Annotated in this window: 18 protein-coding genes; 11 read left to right on the forward strand and 7 right to left on the reverse strand. The window is 67.6% G+C overall.

What is annotated here, in order from left to right; all coding sequences use genetic code 11:
• Positions 1-6: 6 nt before the first annotated feature.
• From AC2YG9_RS00865 to rpoD, 5 genes are all read left to right on the forward strand, one after another.
• Positions 7-357: an ArsR/SmtB family transcription factor gene (locus AC2YG9_RS00865; protein WP_487296031.1), complete on the forward strand. Its 351-nt coding sequence runs from the start codon at positions 7-9 to the stop codon at positions 355-357.
• A 1-nt stretch (position 358) separates the two neighbouring features.
• Entirely contained in the window at positions 359-1,024 is a 666-nt protein-coding gene (locus AC2YG9_RS00870) for an aquaporin (protein WP_487296032.1), read from the forward strand.
• Positions 1,021-1,368 carry an arsenate reductase (glutaredoxin) gene (arsC, locus tag AC2YG9_RS00875; RefSeq protein ID WP_487296033.1) on the forward strand — a complete coding sequence of 116 codons (348 nt, stop codon included), beginning with the start codon at positions 1,021-1,023 and terminating at the stop codon, positions 1,366-1,368. Before AC2YG9_RS00870 ends, arsC begins: the two co-directional genes overlap by 4 nt.
• Before the next feature lie 180 nt (positions 1,369-1,548).
• Complete coding sequence (locus AC2YG9_RS00880; protein ID WP_487296034.1) at positions 1,549-2,931, forward strand: peptidoglycan DD-metalloendopeptidase family protein; 1,383 nt, start codon at positions 1,549-1,551, stop codon at positions 2,929-2,931.
• A 447-nt stretch (positions 2,932-3,378) separates the two neighbouring features.
• On the forward strand, positions 3,379-5,331 hold the full coding sequence (rpoD, locus tag AC2YG9_RS00885; protein ID WP_487296035.1) for an RNA polymerase sigma factor RpoD: 1,953 nt from the start codon (positions 3,379-3,381) through the stop codon (positions 5,329-5,331).
• A gap of 158 nt (positions 5,332-5,489) precedes the next feature.
• On the opposite strand, the gene AC2YG9_RS00890 is transcribed toward rpoD, so the two are convergent.
• A complete protein-coding gene (locus AC2YG9_RS00890) occupies positions 5,490-5,696 on the reverse strand; it encodes a hypothetical protein (RefSeq protein ID WP_487296036.1) in 207 nt (68 codons plus the stop codon).
• Positions 5,697-5,840: 144 nt separating this feature from the next.
• Here AC2YG9_RS00890 and AC2YG9_RS00895 point away from each other — a divergent pair, with 144 nt between their 5' ends.
• On the forward strand, positions 5,841-6,158 hold the full coding sequence (locus tag AC2YG9_RS00895) for an Mpo1-like protein (RefSeq protein WP_487296037.1): 318 nt from the start codon (positions 5,841-5,843) through the stop codon (positions 6,156-6,158).
• Positions 6,159-6,218: 60 nt separating this feature from the next.
• Positions 6,219-6,569 carry a hypothetical protein gene (locus tag AC2YG9_RS00900; RefSeq protein ID WP_487296038.1) on the forward strand — a complete coding sequence of 117 codons (351 nt, stop codon included), beginning with the start codon at positions 6,219-6,221 and terminating at the stop codon, positions 6,567-6,569.
• 33 nt (positions 6,570-6,602) lie between these two features.
• Here the strand turns inward: AC2YG9_RS00900 and AC2YG9_RS00905 are convergent, their stop codons facing one another.
• The 4 genes from AC2YG9_RS00905 to AC2YG9_RS00920 form a co-directional block, all read right to left on the reverse strand.
• Entirely contained in the window at positions 6,603-7,319 is a 717-nt protein-coding gene (locus tag AC2YG9_RS00905) for a hypothetical protein (protein ID WP_487296039.1), read from the reverse strand.
• A gap of 106 nt (positions 7,320-7,425) precedes the next feature.
• Positions 7,426-8,046 carry a TIGR02466 family protein gene (locus AC2YG9_RS00910; RefSeq protein ID WP_487296040.1) on the reverse strand — a complete coding sequence of 207 codons (621 nt, stop codon included), beginning with the start codon at positions 8,044-8,046 and terminating at the stop codon, positions 7,426-7,428.
• Positions 8,047-8,089: 43 nt separating this feature from the next.
• Positions 8,090-8,812, reverse strand: coding sequence for a hypothetical protein (locus AC2YG9_RS00915; protein WP_487296041.1), 723 nt, complete (start codon positions 8,810-8,812; stop codon positions 8,090-8,092).
• A 113-nt stretch (positions 8,813-8,925) separates the two neighbouring features.
• A complete protein-coding gene (locus tag AC2YG9_RS00920; RefSeq protein WP_487296042.1) occupies positions 8,926-10,533 on the reverse strand; it encodes a carboxylesterase/lipase family protein in 1,608 nt (535 codons plus the stop codon).
• A gap of 133 nt (positions 10,534-10,666) precedes the next feature.
• Here AC2YG9_RS00920 and AC2YG9_RS00925 point away from each other — a divergent pair, with 133 nt between their 5' ends.
• Positions 10,667-11,758 (forward strand): Zn-dependent alcohol dehydrogenase, encoded by a 1,092-nt coding sequence (locus AC2YG9_RS00925; protein ID WP_487296043.1) that lies wholly within the window; start codon positions 10,667-10,669, stop codon positions 11,756-11,758.
• 174 nt (positions 11,759-11,932) lie between these two features.
• Complete coding sequence (locus AC2YG9_RS00930) at positions 11,933-12,091, forward strand: hypothetical protein (protein ID WP_487296044.1); 159 nt, start codon at positions 11,933-11,935, stop codon at positions 12,089-12,091.
• Here the strand turns inward: AC2YG9_RS00930 and dnaG are convergent.
• Positions 12,084-13,988: a DNA primase gene (dnaG, locus tag AC2YG9_RS00935; protein ID WP_487296045.1), complete on the reverse strand. Its 1,905-nt coding sequence runs from the start codon at positions 13,986-13,988 to the stop codon at positions 12,084-12,086. The genes AC2YG9_RS00930 and dnaG overlap by 8 nt on opposite strands.
• Positions 13,989-14,160: 172 nt before the next feature.
• Here dnaG and AC2YG9_RS00940 point away from each other — a divergent pair, with 172 nt between their 5' ends.
• Together AC2YG9_RS00940 and AC2YG9_RS00945 are read left to right on the forward strand one after the other, a co-directional pair.
• Positions 14,161-14,841 carry a hypothetical protein gene (locus tag AC2YG9_RS00940; RefSeq protein ID WP_487296046.1) on the forward strand — a complete coding sequence of 227 codons (681 nt, stop codon included), beginning with the start codon at positions 14,161-14,163 and terminating at the stop codon, positions 14,839-14,841.
• 32 nt (positions 14,842-14,873) lie between these two features.
• Complete coding sequence (locus AC2YG9_RS00945; protein ID WP_487296047.1) at positions 14,874-15,089, forward strand: alkylphosphonate utilization protein; 216 nt, start codon at positions 14,874-14,876, stop codon at positions 15,087-15,089.
• 27 nt (positions 15,090-15,116) lie between these two features.
• On the opposite strand, the gene AC2YG9_RS00950 is transcribed toward AC2YG9_RS00945, so the two are convergent.
• Entirely contained in the window at positions 15,117-16,505 is a 1,389-nt protein-coding gene (locus AC2YG9_RS00950; RefSeq protein WP_487296048.1) for a nicotinate phosphoribosyltransferase, read from the reverse strand.
• Positions 16,506-16,518: the final 13 nt, after the last annotated feature.

Below are 16,518 nucleotides of genomic sequence, written 5' to 3' on the forward strand. Positions count from 1 at the left end.
GGAAGCATGGAATCGACCGACGCCGTCTCCGCCCTGTCCGCCCTGGCCCACCCGGGGCGGCTGGCCATCTTCCGCCTGCTGGTTCGCGCCGGCCCGGCGGGGATGGCGGCCGGCGACATCGGCCGGGCGGCCGGCATGCTGGCCAACACCCTGTCGACCAACCTGACCATCCTGACCCAGGCCGGACTGGCCAGTTCGCGGCGCGACGGCCGGTCGATCATCTATCGCGCCGACTACGAGGCCATGAGCGCCCTGCTGGCCTTCCTGATGGAGGACTGCTGCGGCGGCGAGCCGGCCATCTGCGACCCGGCCATCGCGGCGGCGAAGGCCGGCGCCTGTTCGACCAGGCCCTGCTGACATGACCCTGCCCCGGCGACTGGCCGCCGAGGCCCTGGGCACGGCCCTTCTGCTGGCCGCCGTGGTCGGCTCCGGCGTCATGGGCGAGCAGCTGGCCGGCGGCAACGTCGCCCTGGCCCTGCTGGCCAACGCCATCGCCACCGGGGCGGCGCTTGTCGTGCTGATCACCGTCTTCGGGCCGATCTCCGGGGCCCATTTCAACCCGGCCGTCACCCTGGTCATGACCCTGCGCCGCGAGCTGTCGGCGCGGGACGCCATCGTCTACCTGATTGTCCAGGTCATCGGGGCCATGGCCGGCGTCTGGGCCGCCCATGCCATGTTCGGCCTGCCGCTCTGGCAGGTCTCGCAGCATGTCCGCAGCGGGCCGGACCAGTGGTTCAGCGAGGCGGTAGCCGCCTTCGGCCTGGTCGTGGCCATTCTGGGCGCTGTGCGCTGGCGACCCGATCAGGTTGCGGCCATCGTCGGGCTGTACATCGTCGCCGCTTACTGGTTCACCGCCTCCACCTCGTTCGCCAACCCGGCGGTGACGGTCGCCCGCAGCCTGACCGACAGCTTTGCCGGCATCGCCCCCGCCTCCGCGCCGGCCTTCATCGTCGCCCAGCTGCTGGGCGCCCTCCTCGCCTGGGGGGTGATGGGCTGGCTGATCCCAAGGGAGAGACCCGCATGACCGTCACCGTCTTCCACAACCCCGCCTGCGGCACCTCGCGCAAGACCATCGAACTGCTGCGGGAACGCGGCGTCGAACCGGTTGTCGTCGAATACCTGAAGGCCGGCTGGACCAAGCCGCAGTTGAAGGACCTGCTGGCCACGATGGGCGCGTCGGCCAGGGACATCCTGCGCGAGCGCGGCACCGAGGCCGAGGCGCTTGGCCTGACCGCGCCGGACGCCACCGAAGAGGCCATTCTCGACGCCATGGTCCGCGATCCGATCCTGGTGAACCGCCCGATCGTGGTCACACCCAGGGGCGCGGCGCTATGCCGGCCGCAGGAAACGGTGCTCGACCTGCTCTGAAAGTCCGCCGTTTGTTAACCACCGGCGTGACAAATGGACCGAAGCACTGAATATTGCTTGCCTTTCTAGGGGCGGGCCGGGCAAGACGGCCCGTGAATTGCTGGGGGGCGTCCCAGCCGTACCATTCTGAAGCGACTGATCGGTCTTTATCGAGAGGACCGATCCGCGACGGGGGAATGAATGCAAGAGTTCGATCCGCGACGCCCGACCACCCGCATTGCGCCCAAACTGTTTGTCGGCATCGCCGGCTTCGCGGTTCTGGCGCTGGCCTGGCGGATGGGCGAGCCTGCTGAAACCTCAATCACGCCGCCGATGGATCCTGCCGCCTTCGCGGCCCTGCAGCACATGGCCTTTGCCCAGGCCGAAGCCCTGCCCGGCTTCAACCGTGGCGAAAGCATCGCCGTCGAGGTTCGTCCCGGCGAGACCCTGGAAGACGCCGTGCAGCGCACCGGGGTCGGCGAAGCCGACGCCCGCGCCGTGATCAAGACGCTGTCGGGCGTCATGGACACCGTCAACATCCGCGCCGGCATGGACTTCATCGCCTCCGTCGCCCGTCCCGAAAACAAGCGTGGTCCGGCCCGCCTGATCGGCCTGTCCATGCGCACCGGCCAGGCCAAGACCATCACCGTCTCGCGCACCTTCGACGGCGCCCTGCGCCTGCGCGAAATGGCTGAGGAGGTCCGCGAGGAGACCACCGTTGCCTGCGGCGAGATGAAGGGCAGCTTCCATGAGAGCGCCAGCGTCGTCGGCGCCAACTCGGCCATCGTCAGCCAGGCCGCCAAGCTGTTCAGCCACAAGATCGACTTCAGCCGCGACATCAAGGAAGGCGACGAGTTCTGCCTGGTGTTCGACCGCAAGGTGACCGACAGCGGCCGCACCATCGAGGCCGGCGACCTGCAATATGCCCAGGTGAAGGGCATGAAGTTCTACGGCTTCACCCGCACCGACGGGAAGGTCCAGTTCTTCGACGATCTGGGCAAGAACATCAAAAGCGCCCTGCTGCGCACGCCCGTCGACGGGGCCCGCATCACCAGCCGCTTCGGCATGCGCCGCCACCCGATCCTCGGCTACAGCCGCATGCACCAGGGCATCGACTTCGGAGCCGGCACCGGCACCCCGATCCTCGCCGCCGGCGATGGCGTCATCGAGATGGCCGGCCGTTACGGCGGCTACGGCAACTGGGTGAAGATCAAGCATGCCGGCGGTTACGCCACCGGCTATGGCCACATGTCGCGCTACGCCAAGGGCATCCGTCCCGGCGTCCACGTCAGCCAGGGCCAGGTGATCGGCTACGTCGGCTCGACCGGCGCCTCGACCGGCCCACACCTTCACTACGAGATCTTTTTCAAGGGCGGCCGGGTCAACCCGATCGGCGCCAAGGTGCCGACCGGCAGCATCCTCAGCGGCGCCGACGTCGCCCGGTTCAAGGCCTCCAAGGCCCGCCTCGACGGCCTGCTGGCCGCCAAGGGCCACGACACCACCCCCGCCACCAAGAAGCTGGCATCCGCCAACTTCACCGACGCCAGGTCGGCTGGCTTGCGGAAAGCTCAGGGGCAGAACTAGCTCCGCCTGTGGATGGCGGGCGAATAGCCTTGCAAATTCATTCGCATGCGGCCGCGCCCGCCCCTTGACTCACGGGGGCGGGAAAGCCACATGCCCAATGTGGATTTCCACAGGTTGTGACCGACATCGACCGGGCCGCCGTAGCGCGCGCCCACAGCTCGAAAATGATGTCGTACGTCGCCGCCCGTGAAGGTCCCTGGGAACGCTGGACTTCGGCCTGAAAAACCGTGGCGAGGCGCCCGGAACGCCATGGGCTCCGACGGGGGATTCTCCGCGGGTCGCTTTTGCATGGCTGACCTGGCGCGAAACTTGCGACGTTTTGACACAGGTATGTGCGGCGCTCACAGGAACCTTTCGGCCCGGTCGAACCCTGAGAGATCGACGCACAGGAATTTTTAAGCGACGCAGCCCACTCCCCAGGGTTTGGCGACGCTATCGGAGACATTGATGAGCAACACCACCGCCGAGCCGCAAGAGCCCGCCGAAGCCCCCGCCGCTGACGGCCCGCTGCTCGACCTGACCGATGCCGGCGTCAAGAAGTTCATCAAGCAGGCCAAGGCCCGCGGCTACGTCACGATGGACGAGCTGAACAAGGTGCTTCCCAGCGAAGAGGTCAGCCCCGACGCCATCGAAGACACCCTGGCCATGCTGTCGGAAATGGGCGTCAACGTCGTCGAGGCCGAAGAAGACGCCGGCGACGGCGAAGGCGGCGCGGTCGCAAACCGCGAAGAGACCTCGATCACCACCGAGGCCGAGACCAAGGCCGCCTACGACCGCACCGATGACCCGGTGCGGATGTATCTGCGCGAGATGGGCAGCGTCGAGCTGCTCAGCCGCGAGGGCGAAATCGCCATCGCCAAGCGTATCGAAGCCGGCCGCGATGCGATGATCCGCGGCCTGTGCGAAAGCGCCCTGACCTTCGAAGCCATCATGGTCTGGCGCGAGGAACTGGGTTCGGGGCGCATCCTTCTGCGTGAAGTGATCGACCTGGAAGGCACCTACGGCGTCATGTTCCCGGCCGCCCCGCCCATCGTTCCGTCGGAAGACGGTGAGCCGGCCGAGGCTGAGGAAAAGGCCGAGGGCGAGGAGAAGCCCGAGGGCGAAGAGGACGACGACGACTTCGATGACGGCGCCGGTCCGACCGTCAGCGCCATGGAAGGCGAACTGCGCGAGAGCGTCATGGAGACGCTGGACAGCATCGCCGGCGAGTTCGAGGGCTTCCGCCCGCTGCAGGAAAAGCTGGTCGACCGCCGCCTGCGCGGCGAGGACCTGTCGGAGGCCGACCGCAAAGCCTACCTGGAGGCCTCCAGCGCCATTGTCGGCAAGCTGAAGACCCTCAAGCTCAACAACAACCGCATCGAGGCGCTGGTCGAGCAGCTCTATGCGATCAACAAGCGCCTGATGGCCCTGGAAGGGCGCCTGCTGCGCCTGGCCGACAGCTACGGCATCAGCCGCGCCGAGTTTCTCAAGGCCTACTTCGGCCAGGAGCTGAACCCCAACTGGCAGGACAACGTCAAACAGCTGGGCGTCCGCTGGACCAAGTTCGTCGAGAACGACGTCAATTCCGTCAGTGACATCCGCCAGGAAGTGGCGGCGCTCGCCACCGAAACCGGCGTGCCGATCGACGACTACCGCCGCATCGTCCAGACCGTGCAGAAGGGCGAGCGCGAGGCCCGTCAGGCCAAGAAGGAAATGGTCGAGGCCAACCTGCGCCTCGTGATCTCCATCGCCAAGAAGTACACCAACCGCGGCCTGCAGTTCCTGGACCTGATCCAGGAGGGCAACATCGGCCTGATGAAGGCGGTCGACAAGTTCGAGTACCGCCGCGGCTACAAGTTCTCGACCTACGCCACCTGGTGGATCCGCCAGGCCATCACCCGCTCGATCGCCGACCAGGCGCGGACCATCCGCATCCCGGTCCACATGATCGAGACGATCAACAAGATCGTCCGCACCAGCCGCCAGATGCTGCACGAGATCGGCCGCGAGCCGACCCCGGAAGAGCTGGCCGAAAAGCTGGCCATGCCGCTGGAGAAGGTGCGCAAGGTCCTGAAGATCGCCAAGGAGCCGATCAGCCTCGAAACCCCGATCGGCGACGAGGAAGACAGCCACCTGGGCGACTTCATCGAGGACAAGAACGCCGTCCTGCCCATCGACGCGGCCATCCAGTCGAACCTGCGCGAAACCACCACCCGCGTGCTGGCGTCCCTGACGCCGCGCGAGGAACGCGTCCTGCGCATGCGCTTCGGCATCGGCATGAACACCGACCACACCCTTGAGGAAGTCGGTCAGCAGTTCAGCGTGACGCGTGAGCGGATCCGCCAGATCGAAGCCAAGGCGCTCCGCAAGCTGAAGCATCCGAGCCGGTCGCGGAAGCTGCGCAGCTTCCTGGACAGCTAGAACCGAAGACGCCCCGGATGACCTCCGGGGCGTTTTTCTTGACGGGTCAGGCGCACGGGATCGCCCTCTCGATGTTGCTGACGGCTTCGCGCCTCTTTCAATTTCTCATCGACAGAAGGTGGATGCGGCCGTGCGGGCCGAACGGCTGAAGCGCTAGCTCACGCTGCCTTCACATGCCCCCGCACCCAGTCCGCCGCCTCGTCAGACGGCGTGCGGATTTCCGCGCCGGTTAGGGCGCAGCGCAGTTCGGCGCCGGCTTTCAGGGGTTCGGGGAGTTCTTCGAACAGGGCCCGGGCGGCGGCGGCCTCAGCCAGCCGGAAGACCCAGGTGTTCATCATGTGCAGTTCGGTGACGGACGCGGTCATGAGACTAACGCTTCTTCTTGTTTCCTCTGATGGCGCCATCCTTACAGACCAAATCTGAACGTGGGCTGAGCAAGCGGTGCAGGATCAGCGTAAGGGTCGGGGCCATTTCTTGACCACCGGCCTCGCCCGGGAGATGATTCCGCCATGGCCAGACTTCCCGCCGGCGAGCGCTATCGCACCTTCCACGACTTCTACCCCTTCTACATGACCGAGCACGCCAACCCGGTCAGCCGGCGGCTGCATGTCATCGGCACGGGGCTGGTGATCGCGGCCCTGGTCGCGGGAACGCTGGTCAATCCCTGGTTCTTCGCCGCCGCGCCGCTGGTCGGCTATGGCTTTGCCTGGGTCGGGCATTTCGTGTTCGAGAAGAACCGCCCGGCCACCTTCCAGTATCCGCTGTTCAGCCTGATGGGCGACTTCCGGCTGTTCTTCGAGACGGTCAGCGGCAAGCGGAAGTTCTGACGGCCGGAGCGAAACTCGCCCGTCCGGTGTTATTCTCCTCAAGAAGTGGAGGAACGCCTCATGCGCACCCTGTTGATATCCGCCATCGCCCTGCTGGCCTTCGGCGCCGCCGCCAACGCCTCGCCGGACTCGGCGACCCATCCGAAGATGGGGATCATGTGCCTGGATGTCGGCGGCGAGTCCCGCGCACCGGTCTGCCGGGGCTCCTCCAGCCGCATCGACCAGGGCTACGACATCTGCCTGTGTGAGGGCGCCCAGCGCGTCGAGGTTCCTGTCTGTGGCAAGGGCGAGCGGCCGATCACCGAGAACCGCTCCTACGAGCTGGCCCGCAAGGACGCCGCCCGTGATGGCAGCCTGGCTGGCGACCGCTATGAAGGCCGCCAGATGTGCGTGCGGCCCCGCAACGGCTGATCCGTCGCGAGGCCGCATCGACACCCCCCACGGTCAGTTGGCCCAGGTGGTGTAGCCGATCTCCAGGTTCTTCACCGTCGAGCCGGTGATGGCGTTCATCCGGAATTGGCTGGTCCGGCCCTGGTTGGTCTTCATGCAGATGTAGCTGCCGACCGGCACGGCGCTGAGGGGCACCCGGGCGGTCGTGTAGCTGGCCACGCGGCAGCCGTCGCGGCCCCGGTTGGAGCGGTCGCCGACCGCGATCTTCGCGCCGTTGACCGGCGTCAGGTAGCGCTCGAACGAGGTCACTGCCTGGAACCACAGGTCGGCCCCAGGGCCGCCGCCGACGTTGCCGTTGTCGAAGTTGACCTCATAGGTCTGCGGGATCACCACGACGTCGGTTGAGAAGGTCACCGGCGCCGACGGCGGGAACGGCGTCGGGGGAATGATGATGACCGGCGGGGTGCAGCGGAAGCCGGTCGGCCGCGTGGTGCACAGCATGCCGACCGGAGCGTTGCGCTGGATCGAACCGCTGTCGCCGTAGACGCACTGCAGGGCCCGCTGGCCGCCGATGGTGACGATGCGGGTGTCCGACAGGCTGTTGACCTGCGGCGTGGTCCACCAACCACCCGGCAACGGGTTGACGATGGTGCGCTTGGCCTGACTGAGGGGACAGTCGATGTCGGCGGCGGACGCGCTGCCGGCGGCGGCGCAGACGAGGGCCGCGATGGCGGACCCGGCGAGGTAGGTGATGGTCTTCGTCTTGGTCATGGTAGCCTCCCAAACGGAGCGTTGTTGCTCCATGGGCCCACCATGAATCAGCGCATCTGAACGCCATCTCGGACGACGGCGTTATCCGTCGTTCAGAAAACGCCGGTCAGCGCCAGCCGTAGTTGAAGCTGATCGACACCCGCTCGGTCTTGCCCAGATTGACCGGCACCTCGTGGCGCAGCCAGCTTTCCCACATCAGCACGGTGCCCGCCTGGGGCGTCACATAGACGAAGGGCTGCTGGTCCTGCGGCGCATCGGCCAGGCGCATCGGCGCGGCCATCATCATCGCCAGACGCGGGTCTTCCAGCTTCAGGCCCGCGGCGCCGGGCGGGACATCCACATAGGTGGTGCCGCTGATGACGCTGTGGGGATGGATGTGGCCGCTGTGGCCGCCGCCGGGCTTGAGGACGTTCACCCACAGGCTGTCGAGGCGCAGCTTGCCGCCGGCCAGATCGAGGCCGAGATCCTGCGCGAAGGCCCGGGCGTGGCGGTCCAGCCGGGTCTTCAGGTCGCTGAAGGCGCTGGCCCGCGTCCACAGCGGCCCCGGCGAGGAATAGGAGGTGTAGCCCGGATAGCGGTTGGCCTTCGACCAGGCACGTCCGGCCTGGTCTTCGGCGGCCATCATGGCGCAGGCGTCGGAGAGGTCCTCGAGGAAGGCCTCGAAGCCGCGTTCCTCGCCGAGCTCGGCGCGGTACAGACGGGTGGCGAACAGGCTCTGGATGGGCATGCGGCCGGGTTAGGCCCGGCCGCGCCTCAAGTCAAAAGCCTCGTCAGTCGCCGCGAGGCCAGTCGACGTCGTCCAGCGACCGCCCACTGTCGACCGGGTCGGCGGGACGATCCCCCGCGGAAGGCCAACGCGCCGGACCGGCGTCGCGCCGCTGGGTCGCGGCGGGCGGCGGGGCGGCGCGCGGGTCGGCGTCGGGTTCAGGCTCGCCGTAACCTTCGACCTCGCTCGGCTCCTCAGCGACAGGACCCCCGGCCAGGCCGTCGTCGACGGCGGCCATATCGGTCGGCTGAGGTTCTTCCTCGAAGGCCGGTTCGTCGGCGTAGGCGGCTTCCGCTTCAAGACCGGGCTGATCCTCTTCCGGCCCGAAAGCTTCGGAACCCTGCCGGTCGCGCGGATCGCCCAGCATCGGCCCAGGCTCGCGGCCCGGCGCCCATGCCAGGTCCGTCGCCTGCGGAGCCTCGCCGCAGCCCTTGCGGTCGGCGACCTGCCAGATGGCTTCCAGCTCGCCCTTCAGCTGCGAGACCCGCATTTCCGAGCGGCGCACGATCGGCGGCGGCGCACCAAAGCGATGGCGGACCAGGGTTTCCTGGCGGTCCCAGGCATCGGCCAGGTCCTCGTCGACGACCTCGGCCGCGCGCATCAGATCGACGCAATCAAGACCCTGGTAGGCAGCGGCCGGCGCCGCCGTGGGTGGAATCTGCTCGGGCGGCGTCGCGCCCCCCAGGCTGGCCATGGCAAAGGCCAGCATCGTCAACGAGCCGTTCATGAAAACCCCGACATTACAAACGCTTGTCCCTCGCGGGCAGTAGCTGCCGAGGCTGCTCGCCCGTCAAGGGATCACGCTGTCGCGCCCAGGGTGAATCCGGCCTTCAGCGCTTTTCAGGTCACAGCCTTGCGGGTCGCGGCGTAGGGATCCTCCACCACACGGCTCGTCTGGTTAAAGACCATGGTCGAGCGCTTGCCCGCCTCATAGGCCGGCCATTTGGGCAGCACCGGGGTGTTGGGATCGCCTGTCCTGGCAAAGGCCAGCCAGGCGGCGCTCATCTGCCTGGCCATCACCTGCGGCTCGGGCCCGGGACCGACGAAGGGCCGGCTGTTCTCGACATTGTCGAAGACCAGCGGGATTTCCAGGGTGTGGGCGCTGCGGAACGGCCCGACCGGCGTGCCCCATTCCAGGAGGTAGAACCAGGCCTTGCCCTTCCCCTGCGCCGCCTTGCGCTCGGCGATCTGAACGCTGCCGGAGAACATCCGGCCATAGGTGGTCAGGTGACAGGCCAGGTAGGTCGGCGTCTCGTTCGGGAAGTCGGCCTTCAGGGCGGCCAGCACGCTGTCGGCCTTCTCCTTGAAGATCAGGCCGGCCATGGTCTTGAGGCCCGCCTCGTCCAGCCGGCCGAACCACGGCTGGCTGGCCATGAACAGGGTCATCTCGTCCTTGTTGATGCCGATCATCAAGGGCACGTCGGCCGACAGTTCCGGCGCCTTGGGATCCCAGGGCTGATGCGGCAGCACCTTGCCATCGACAACGGGCGCGAAACCGGCCCGGTCAAAGCCGACGCCGGGCATCGTCTTCTCGGCGGCGGCGGAGGCTTTCAGCAGCTGGTCCGGCGCCGTGGCCCGCAGGCCCGCGATGTCGCCGTCCGCAAGCCCCAGCTCGGCATAGAGCGCCTTGCGCAAGGCGTCGGCCCGCTCGGCGGGGACGGCCCGCACGCCTGGCCCGCTCTGCACCACGGCCCGGTGGAACAGGCCCTTGGCCGACGGCATGGCCATCAGGTAGCTGACCTTGGCCCCGCCGCCGCTCTCGCCGAAGATGGTGACGTTGCCCGGGTCGCCGCCGAAGGCCGCGATATTGGCCTTCACCCATTTCAGCGCCTGGACGATGTCCAGCATGCCGGCGTTGCCGCTGCCCTCGACTTCGGGAAGGTGGGTGTAGCCGAAGACATTGAGCCGGTGGTTGATGCCGACCACCACCACATCGCCGTCCCTGGCCAGATGGCTGCCGTCATACATCGGCCAGGCCGCCGAGCCGTACGCGAAGCCGCCGCCATGCAGCCAGACCATCACCGGGCGCTTCTTCCTGTCCGCTTCCCGCGTCCAGATGTTGAGATAGAGGCAGTCCTCGCTCTGGTTCCCGACATCCTTCTTCGACGGGAACACCGCCTGCAGGGCCCGGCCCAGTTCGGTGTCGGAGGAGGCCGGGGTCGAGGCCTGGATCGCGGCGTGGCCATAGTCGCGAGCCGTCAGCAGCGCCCCGCGCCTGGCCGGCGGCGCGGGAGGCGCAAACCGCAACGGGCCGACCGGCGGGCTGGCGTAGGGAATGCCCTTGAACCAGAGACACCCTTCCGAATAACCGCCCTGAACCGGACCCTCGGTCGTCTCGGCGATCAGATTGACCTTGGCCGCCGCGGTCCCGGCCCCGGTCAGCGCCGCGACGGACGCCCCCAGAGCCAGCAGGCCTCGACGATTCAGGCTGGATTGGACGACGGCCATGGCGCTCTCTCTCTGGTTTTTCGAAACTACGGTATCCTCGCTGAGCGCCTTCGTCGAGATTTCCAACAACGCCCCTTCCGCTCACAGGGTGAACAGCGATAACGTCACTCAAACAATCGTTCGGGAGAGCATCATGAAGGCGGCGGTATTTCGCGAGGTCGGCAAACCCCTGTTGATCGAGGACGTGTCCATCAACAAGCCGGGCCCGCATGAGGTGCTGATCCGCACCAAGGCCGCCGGCGTCTGCCACTCCGACCTTCATTTCGTCGAAGGCAAGTACCCCCACCCCGCCCCCGCCGTTCTGGGCCATGAGAGCGCCGGCATCGTCGAGGCGGTCGGCAGCGAAGTGCGCACGGTCAAGCCGGGCGATCACGTCATCACCTGCCTGTCGGCCTTTTGCGGCCACTGCAACCACTGCGTCACGGGCCACCTGTCGCGCTGCATCAGCGGCGACGTGCGCCGTGAAAAGGGCGACGAGCCGCGCCTGTTCCGCGAGGACGCCGACGCGCCGACCATGAACCAGTTCCTGAACCTCAGTTCGTTCGCCGAACAGATGCTGATTCACGAACACGCCTGCGTCGCCATCCGCAAGGACATGCCGTTCGACGTCGCCGCCCTGATCGGCTGCAGCGTCACAACCGGCGTCGGCGCCGTGATCCACACCTCGAACGTCCGTCCGGGCGAGACCGTGGCCGTCATCGGCTGCGGCGGCGTCGGCCTGGCGGCGGTCAACGGCGCGGCCATCGCTGGCGCGGGCCGCATCATCGCCATCGACATGCATGGCTCCAAACTGAACCTGGCCAAGGAATTCGGCGCCACCGACGTGGTCGACGCCAGCCAGGGCGACCCCGTGGCCCAGGTGATGGAAATGACCGGCGGCGGCGTGCAGCACAGCTTCGAGGCCATCGGCCTGAAGGCGACCACCGAACAGGCCTTCAAGATGCTGGCCCGCGGCGGCACCGCCAACGTCATCGGCATGATCCCGGTCGGGGTGCACATCGAGCTGCACGGCGCCGACTTCCTGGCCGAAAAGCGCATCCAGGGCAGCCTGATGGGCTCCAACCGCTTCCCGGTCGATATGCCCCGCTTCGTCGACTTCTACATGTCAGGCAAGCTGAAGCTCGACCAGATGATCAGCCAACGCATCCGCCTCGACCAGGTCAACGACGCCTTCGAGGAACTCAAGCGCGGCGAACTGGCCCGCTCGGTCATCGTCTTCGACTGATCAGGGTGAACGGCGGCGCCGGCGGAGCGATTTTTCGCCGGCGCAACCGCTTCAAAACAAACAACTACAACGCCAAGTTATTGTTAATTCTAAACTTCTCCCCAGCCGGGGAGAAACCGGCGCGGCCGCATCGTCGTTGGGTAGGCTTGTTCGAAGTCCCCAGGAGCCCGCCCCATGTCCCGTCGCCTTCGAAAGATCGCCATGATCGAGCGCCGCTGGCGGGACCGTTTCGGCGAACCGCCCAGCCTGCGCACCGACCCCGACCTGATGCTGCGAATTCTCGAGGCGGACGAACGCAAGTCCGCGTCGGCGCCAGGTAAGGTGGCTAGTTGAGCCAGGGCGCCGCTTCGGCCTCGTCGCTCCAGGCCCCGCTGTCGACCAGCCGCTTGAGCAGGTCGCGCTCGGTCTTCAACCGCATCAGGGTCGAACTGTCGTTGTCGCGTTCGAGGTCCTGCTTGGCGCCCTCGACGGCGCGCTCGAGGGTTTCCAGTTTGACCAGCAGGTCGAAGGCCATCGACCACAGCCGCCGCGCCGTGGCCGGGTCGGTGTCGGCCTTGAGGAAGGCCGCGCCGGCGGCCCGGGCCGTGTGGGCCAGCTGGCGGAAGATGTCCTCGCCGAAGCCGCGCGACTCCAGGCGGCGGCGCACGGACACCGCATCGACCGCCTCGCTTTCGAACCTGTACTCGACCAGTTCGTCGGCCAGGGCGCTCAGCCGCTCGTCGACAAAACCCCACCGGCTCAGCTGCTCGACCTTGTCGTCCAGCACATGCGGGTCCTGCAATGCCGCCTCGGCGAGGGCCGCGGACAGGGGACGGGGCTGATTGCGCATGCGCCGGACCTGTTCGGTGGTCTCGGCGTTGGGACCGATCGGCCCGGCCAGCTTGCCGCGCTTGCCGTCCCAGCGCCGCCGCGACATCTCGCGCGCCGCCGCCCCGACCGTGAAGACCGGGTTGGACGTCGGCCAAAGCTGCTCGTAGCGGCCCAGCAGGTCTTCGCGATAGGCCTGCGCAAGGTCGCCGTCGGCGATCGTCGCCGCCAGCTTGCGCAGCCGCACCTTTAGCCCGGCCCGACGCTCCGGCGTATCCAGCGGCTCCAGGTCGCGTTCGCGATGGAACAGCTGCTCCACGAACGGCGTCGTATCAGTCAGCTGGCTTTTAAGCGCCGCCGGCCCCTGCTCGCGCAGCACGTCGTCGGGGTCCTTGCCCCCGACGACGATGGCGAACCGGAAGCTCTTCCCTGGCTTGATCAGCGGCAGGGCCCGATCGATGGCGCTGTTCGCCGCCCGGCGCCCGGCGGCGTCACCGTCGAAGCTGAGCGTCGGCTCGGGGTGCAGCCGCCACAGCACCTCCATCTGGTCCTCGGTCAGCGCCGTGCCCAGCGGCGCCACCGCCGCGATCCCGGCCCGCTGACAGGCGATGGCGTCCATATAGCCCTCGACCACCACCAGCGGCGCGTCGGCGCCGCCGCTGTGCATCAGCTTGCGGGCCTCGGGCAGGCCGTACAGCAGCCGGCCCTTGTGGAAGAGGCTGGTCTCCGGCCCGTTCAGGTACTTGGCCCGCGCATTGGGGTCGAGCGCCCGGCCGCCGAACGACACCACCCGCCCGCGCGCATCGGCGATGGGGAAGATGATCCGGTTGCGGAACCGGTCGTAGGGCGCCCCGCCCTCCTCCGGCGCGATCAAGAGACCGGCTTCGACCAGTTCCCCCGGCTTCGCGCCCTTGGCGATCAGATAGTCCTTCAGCGCCGTGCGGCTCTCCGGCGCGTATCCCAGACCGAACCGCTTCCACTCGGTGTCCGGCAGGCCCCGGCGCTCGAGATAGGCCCGCGCCTCACGCCCCGGCGGGCGGCGCAGTTCGCCCTCGAACCAGGCGGCAGCCAGGTCCATCCAGTCGCTCAGGCCCTGTCGCTTCTTCTCCTGCTCCGCCGACTGCGGATCCGGCGCCGGCAGCGGCACCCCGGCTTCGGAGGCCAGCCGCTCGACCGCCTCCATGAAGCTGAGCCGCTCGGTCTCCTGGAAGAAGCTGATCAGGTCGCCGTGCTTGCCGCTGGAGAAGTCGTGGTAGAAGCCCTTGTCGTCGTTGACGAAGAAGCTGGGTGACCGCTCCTTGGTGAACGGCGAGAGGCCGACGAACTCGCGGCCCTGGCGCTTCAGCTTCACGGTCTTGCCGATCACGTCCGACAGGCGGACGCGCGACTTGATCTCTTCCAGGAAGCGGTCGTCGAAACGCATGGTCCAAATATCGGTATCGCGGACCGAAAGGTAAACATTCGACGCCGCCGCAGCCTTTGTCCCCGCAATCCACAGCCACTCGCCCGTGGAGCCATACCCGCTGGCGCCCGTTGCATACCCGTGATCATATTAACCTTCGGGCGTCCCGTCCGGGGGCAAGGGAGTTCGGATCATGGTTTGGTGGTGGTGGATTCTGCCGGCGGCCTCGGCCCTGCTTGGCTCGATCGTGCTGTTGCGCGGGCTGGGCGGGCTGTTCGGCGGCCGCATCGTCGGCGGCCTGTTCGGCACAGCGGTCGGCGGCGGTCTGCTGGCGGCCGGCGCCGTCGTGGCCCTGGCAGGCCTCGATGTGCAGACCTACCAGCGCCTGACCTACGAACGCCCCGTGGCCACCATCGAGACCCGCCAGCTGGGTCCCCAGCTGTTCGAGGCCAGCCTGACCACCCCGCCCTCGGCCACCGAGCCGGCCGGTTCGGTCAAGCGCTACCAGATCCATGGCGACCAGTGGCGGATCGAGGCGCGGCTGCTGAAATGGAAACCCTGGGCCAACGTCCTGGGCCTCGACACCCAATACCGGCTCGACCGCCTGTCCGGCCGCTACGAAAGCACCGCCGACGAGCTCAACGCCCCGCGCAGCGTCTATGACCTCGGCCCCGAGCCCGGCAACATCGACATGTGGACCATGGCCCGCAAGTCCAAGCGCTACGCCCCGATGGTCGACAGCTTCTATGGCGGCGGCGCCTTCATGCCGATGGCCAACGGGGCCAAGTACGAGGTGTGGCTGACCCAGACCGGTCTGGTCGCCCGGCCGATGAACCCGGCGGCGCTGGAGGCCGGCGGCGAAGGTTGGCGCTAGGCAAGTCGGCCCGGCCGCTCTACAGGCGGATCATGGACGTCAAAGACAGCAACGGCACCCTCCTCGCCGACGGGGACAACGTCATCCTGGTCAAGGACCTGAAGGTGAAGGGCTCGGGCGGGGTGACGCTCAAGCGCGGCACGCTGATCAAGGGCATCCGCCTGACGGATGACCCGGCCGAGATCGAATGCCGCGCCGAGAAGGTCCGCGACCTGGTGCTGCGCACCGAGTTCGTGAAGAAGGCTTAGCCTGCCCTCCCCATTCGGGGAGGGATGTTACTCCGCGCTCGCCAACGTCTCCCTGATCTCCGCCAGGCTGACGTCGCGCAACAGCTCGCCATCCCGGAACACCGGAACCAGCAGGTTCTCGCCGCCCTCCAGCGGCGCGAACCGCTCGCCATCGACGGCCACCGTCTTCCACCCGGCGTCATCCCGCGCCAACCCCAGCAGCCCCTTCTTCGAGCGCTTGCCGGTGTCGGTCACCGGATCCTTGAACACATCCCGCCAGACCCCGCCGACCTGCGCCGCCGAGGTCTTGTAGGCGAACTTCTGGGTGTCGCGGTTGAGCTGCTGCAGCAGGGCGCCACCCATGCCGAAGGCGATGTTGCTGGCGCTGAAGCCATCCCCCGTGATCCGCTCCAGGATCGCCGCGATGCTGACCGGATTGACGCCGTCACCCTGGATCACCCGCACGGTGTTCAGCACCTTGAACCCCTTCGAATTCACCGTCGTCCCGAACCGCTGAGCCAACAGCTGCAGCGTCTTCGCCACCACCGTCACCGGATCGCCGCTGTCGGGCCGCACCACCAGGGTGGCGCCGCTGTCGATGACCTGCTGTTTGAGGGCCTCGCCCCACAGCTTTTCGATCGCAGCGTAGAGATCGTAGCTGTCCGATACGACGGCGTATATTCCACCGGGCTTGCCGAACGACGCCACCATGTTGGCGTAGGCGTCGGCCTCATGCTCGCGGCCCCAGCTGGTGATGGTGCTGTGCTCGGCGGCCGGGATCGAGAAGCCGGCCATCGGCTCGTGGTACCAGCGCCGGGCCCCGACGATGGCCGACAGGGTGTCGCTGCCCTGGAAGCTGACCAGATGGGCCAGACCCCCCAGCGCCGCCGACTGCTCGCTCGACACGCCACGCGCCCCGAAGTCGTGCAGCTTGAACGGCAACTCGCTGAGATCGTCGGCCGTCCGCTCCAGCGCCGCCTTGATGATCTGGCGCACGTGGTAGCTGATGGTGGCCACCGTGATCGGGTACCAGACCCGCAGCAGGGCGGTCTCGGCATAGCTCGTCACCCACGGAAGCTCGGGATCGGTGTTGACCACGGTCATCAGCGGCTGATGCACCGGCACGACCGAGCCCTCGGCCACGGCCCGCACCTCCAGCGGCAGGTAGCCGCCGTGGACCTGCACGATCCGCTCCCAGCCGGCCCGGTTGAACGGCATGCCGTGGGCGCCAAGCAGTTCCTCGGCCTCGTCGATATCGGCGGGCGTAATCGGCGTCTGGAATTCAGCCTTCAGGATCGCCTGCAGGCCGAAGAAGACGGTGCTCGGATAGTCGCCGCCGCGGCTCTCGACATAGCTGAACACGCGCTCGGTCCCCGGCGGGTACTGCAGGAAGTGGCTGGTCTTGTAGCTGTCGGTGTTGAGGATCGGATTGATCATGACGGGAAGCTCC

It is taken from the genome of Caulobacter sp. SRI_014 (assembly GCF_057586315.1).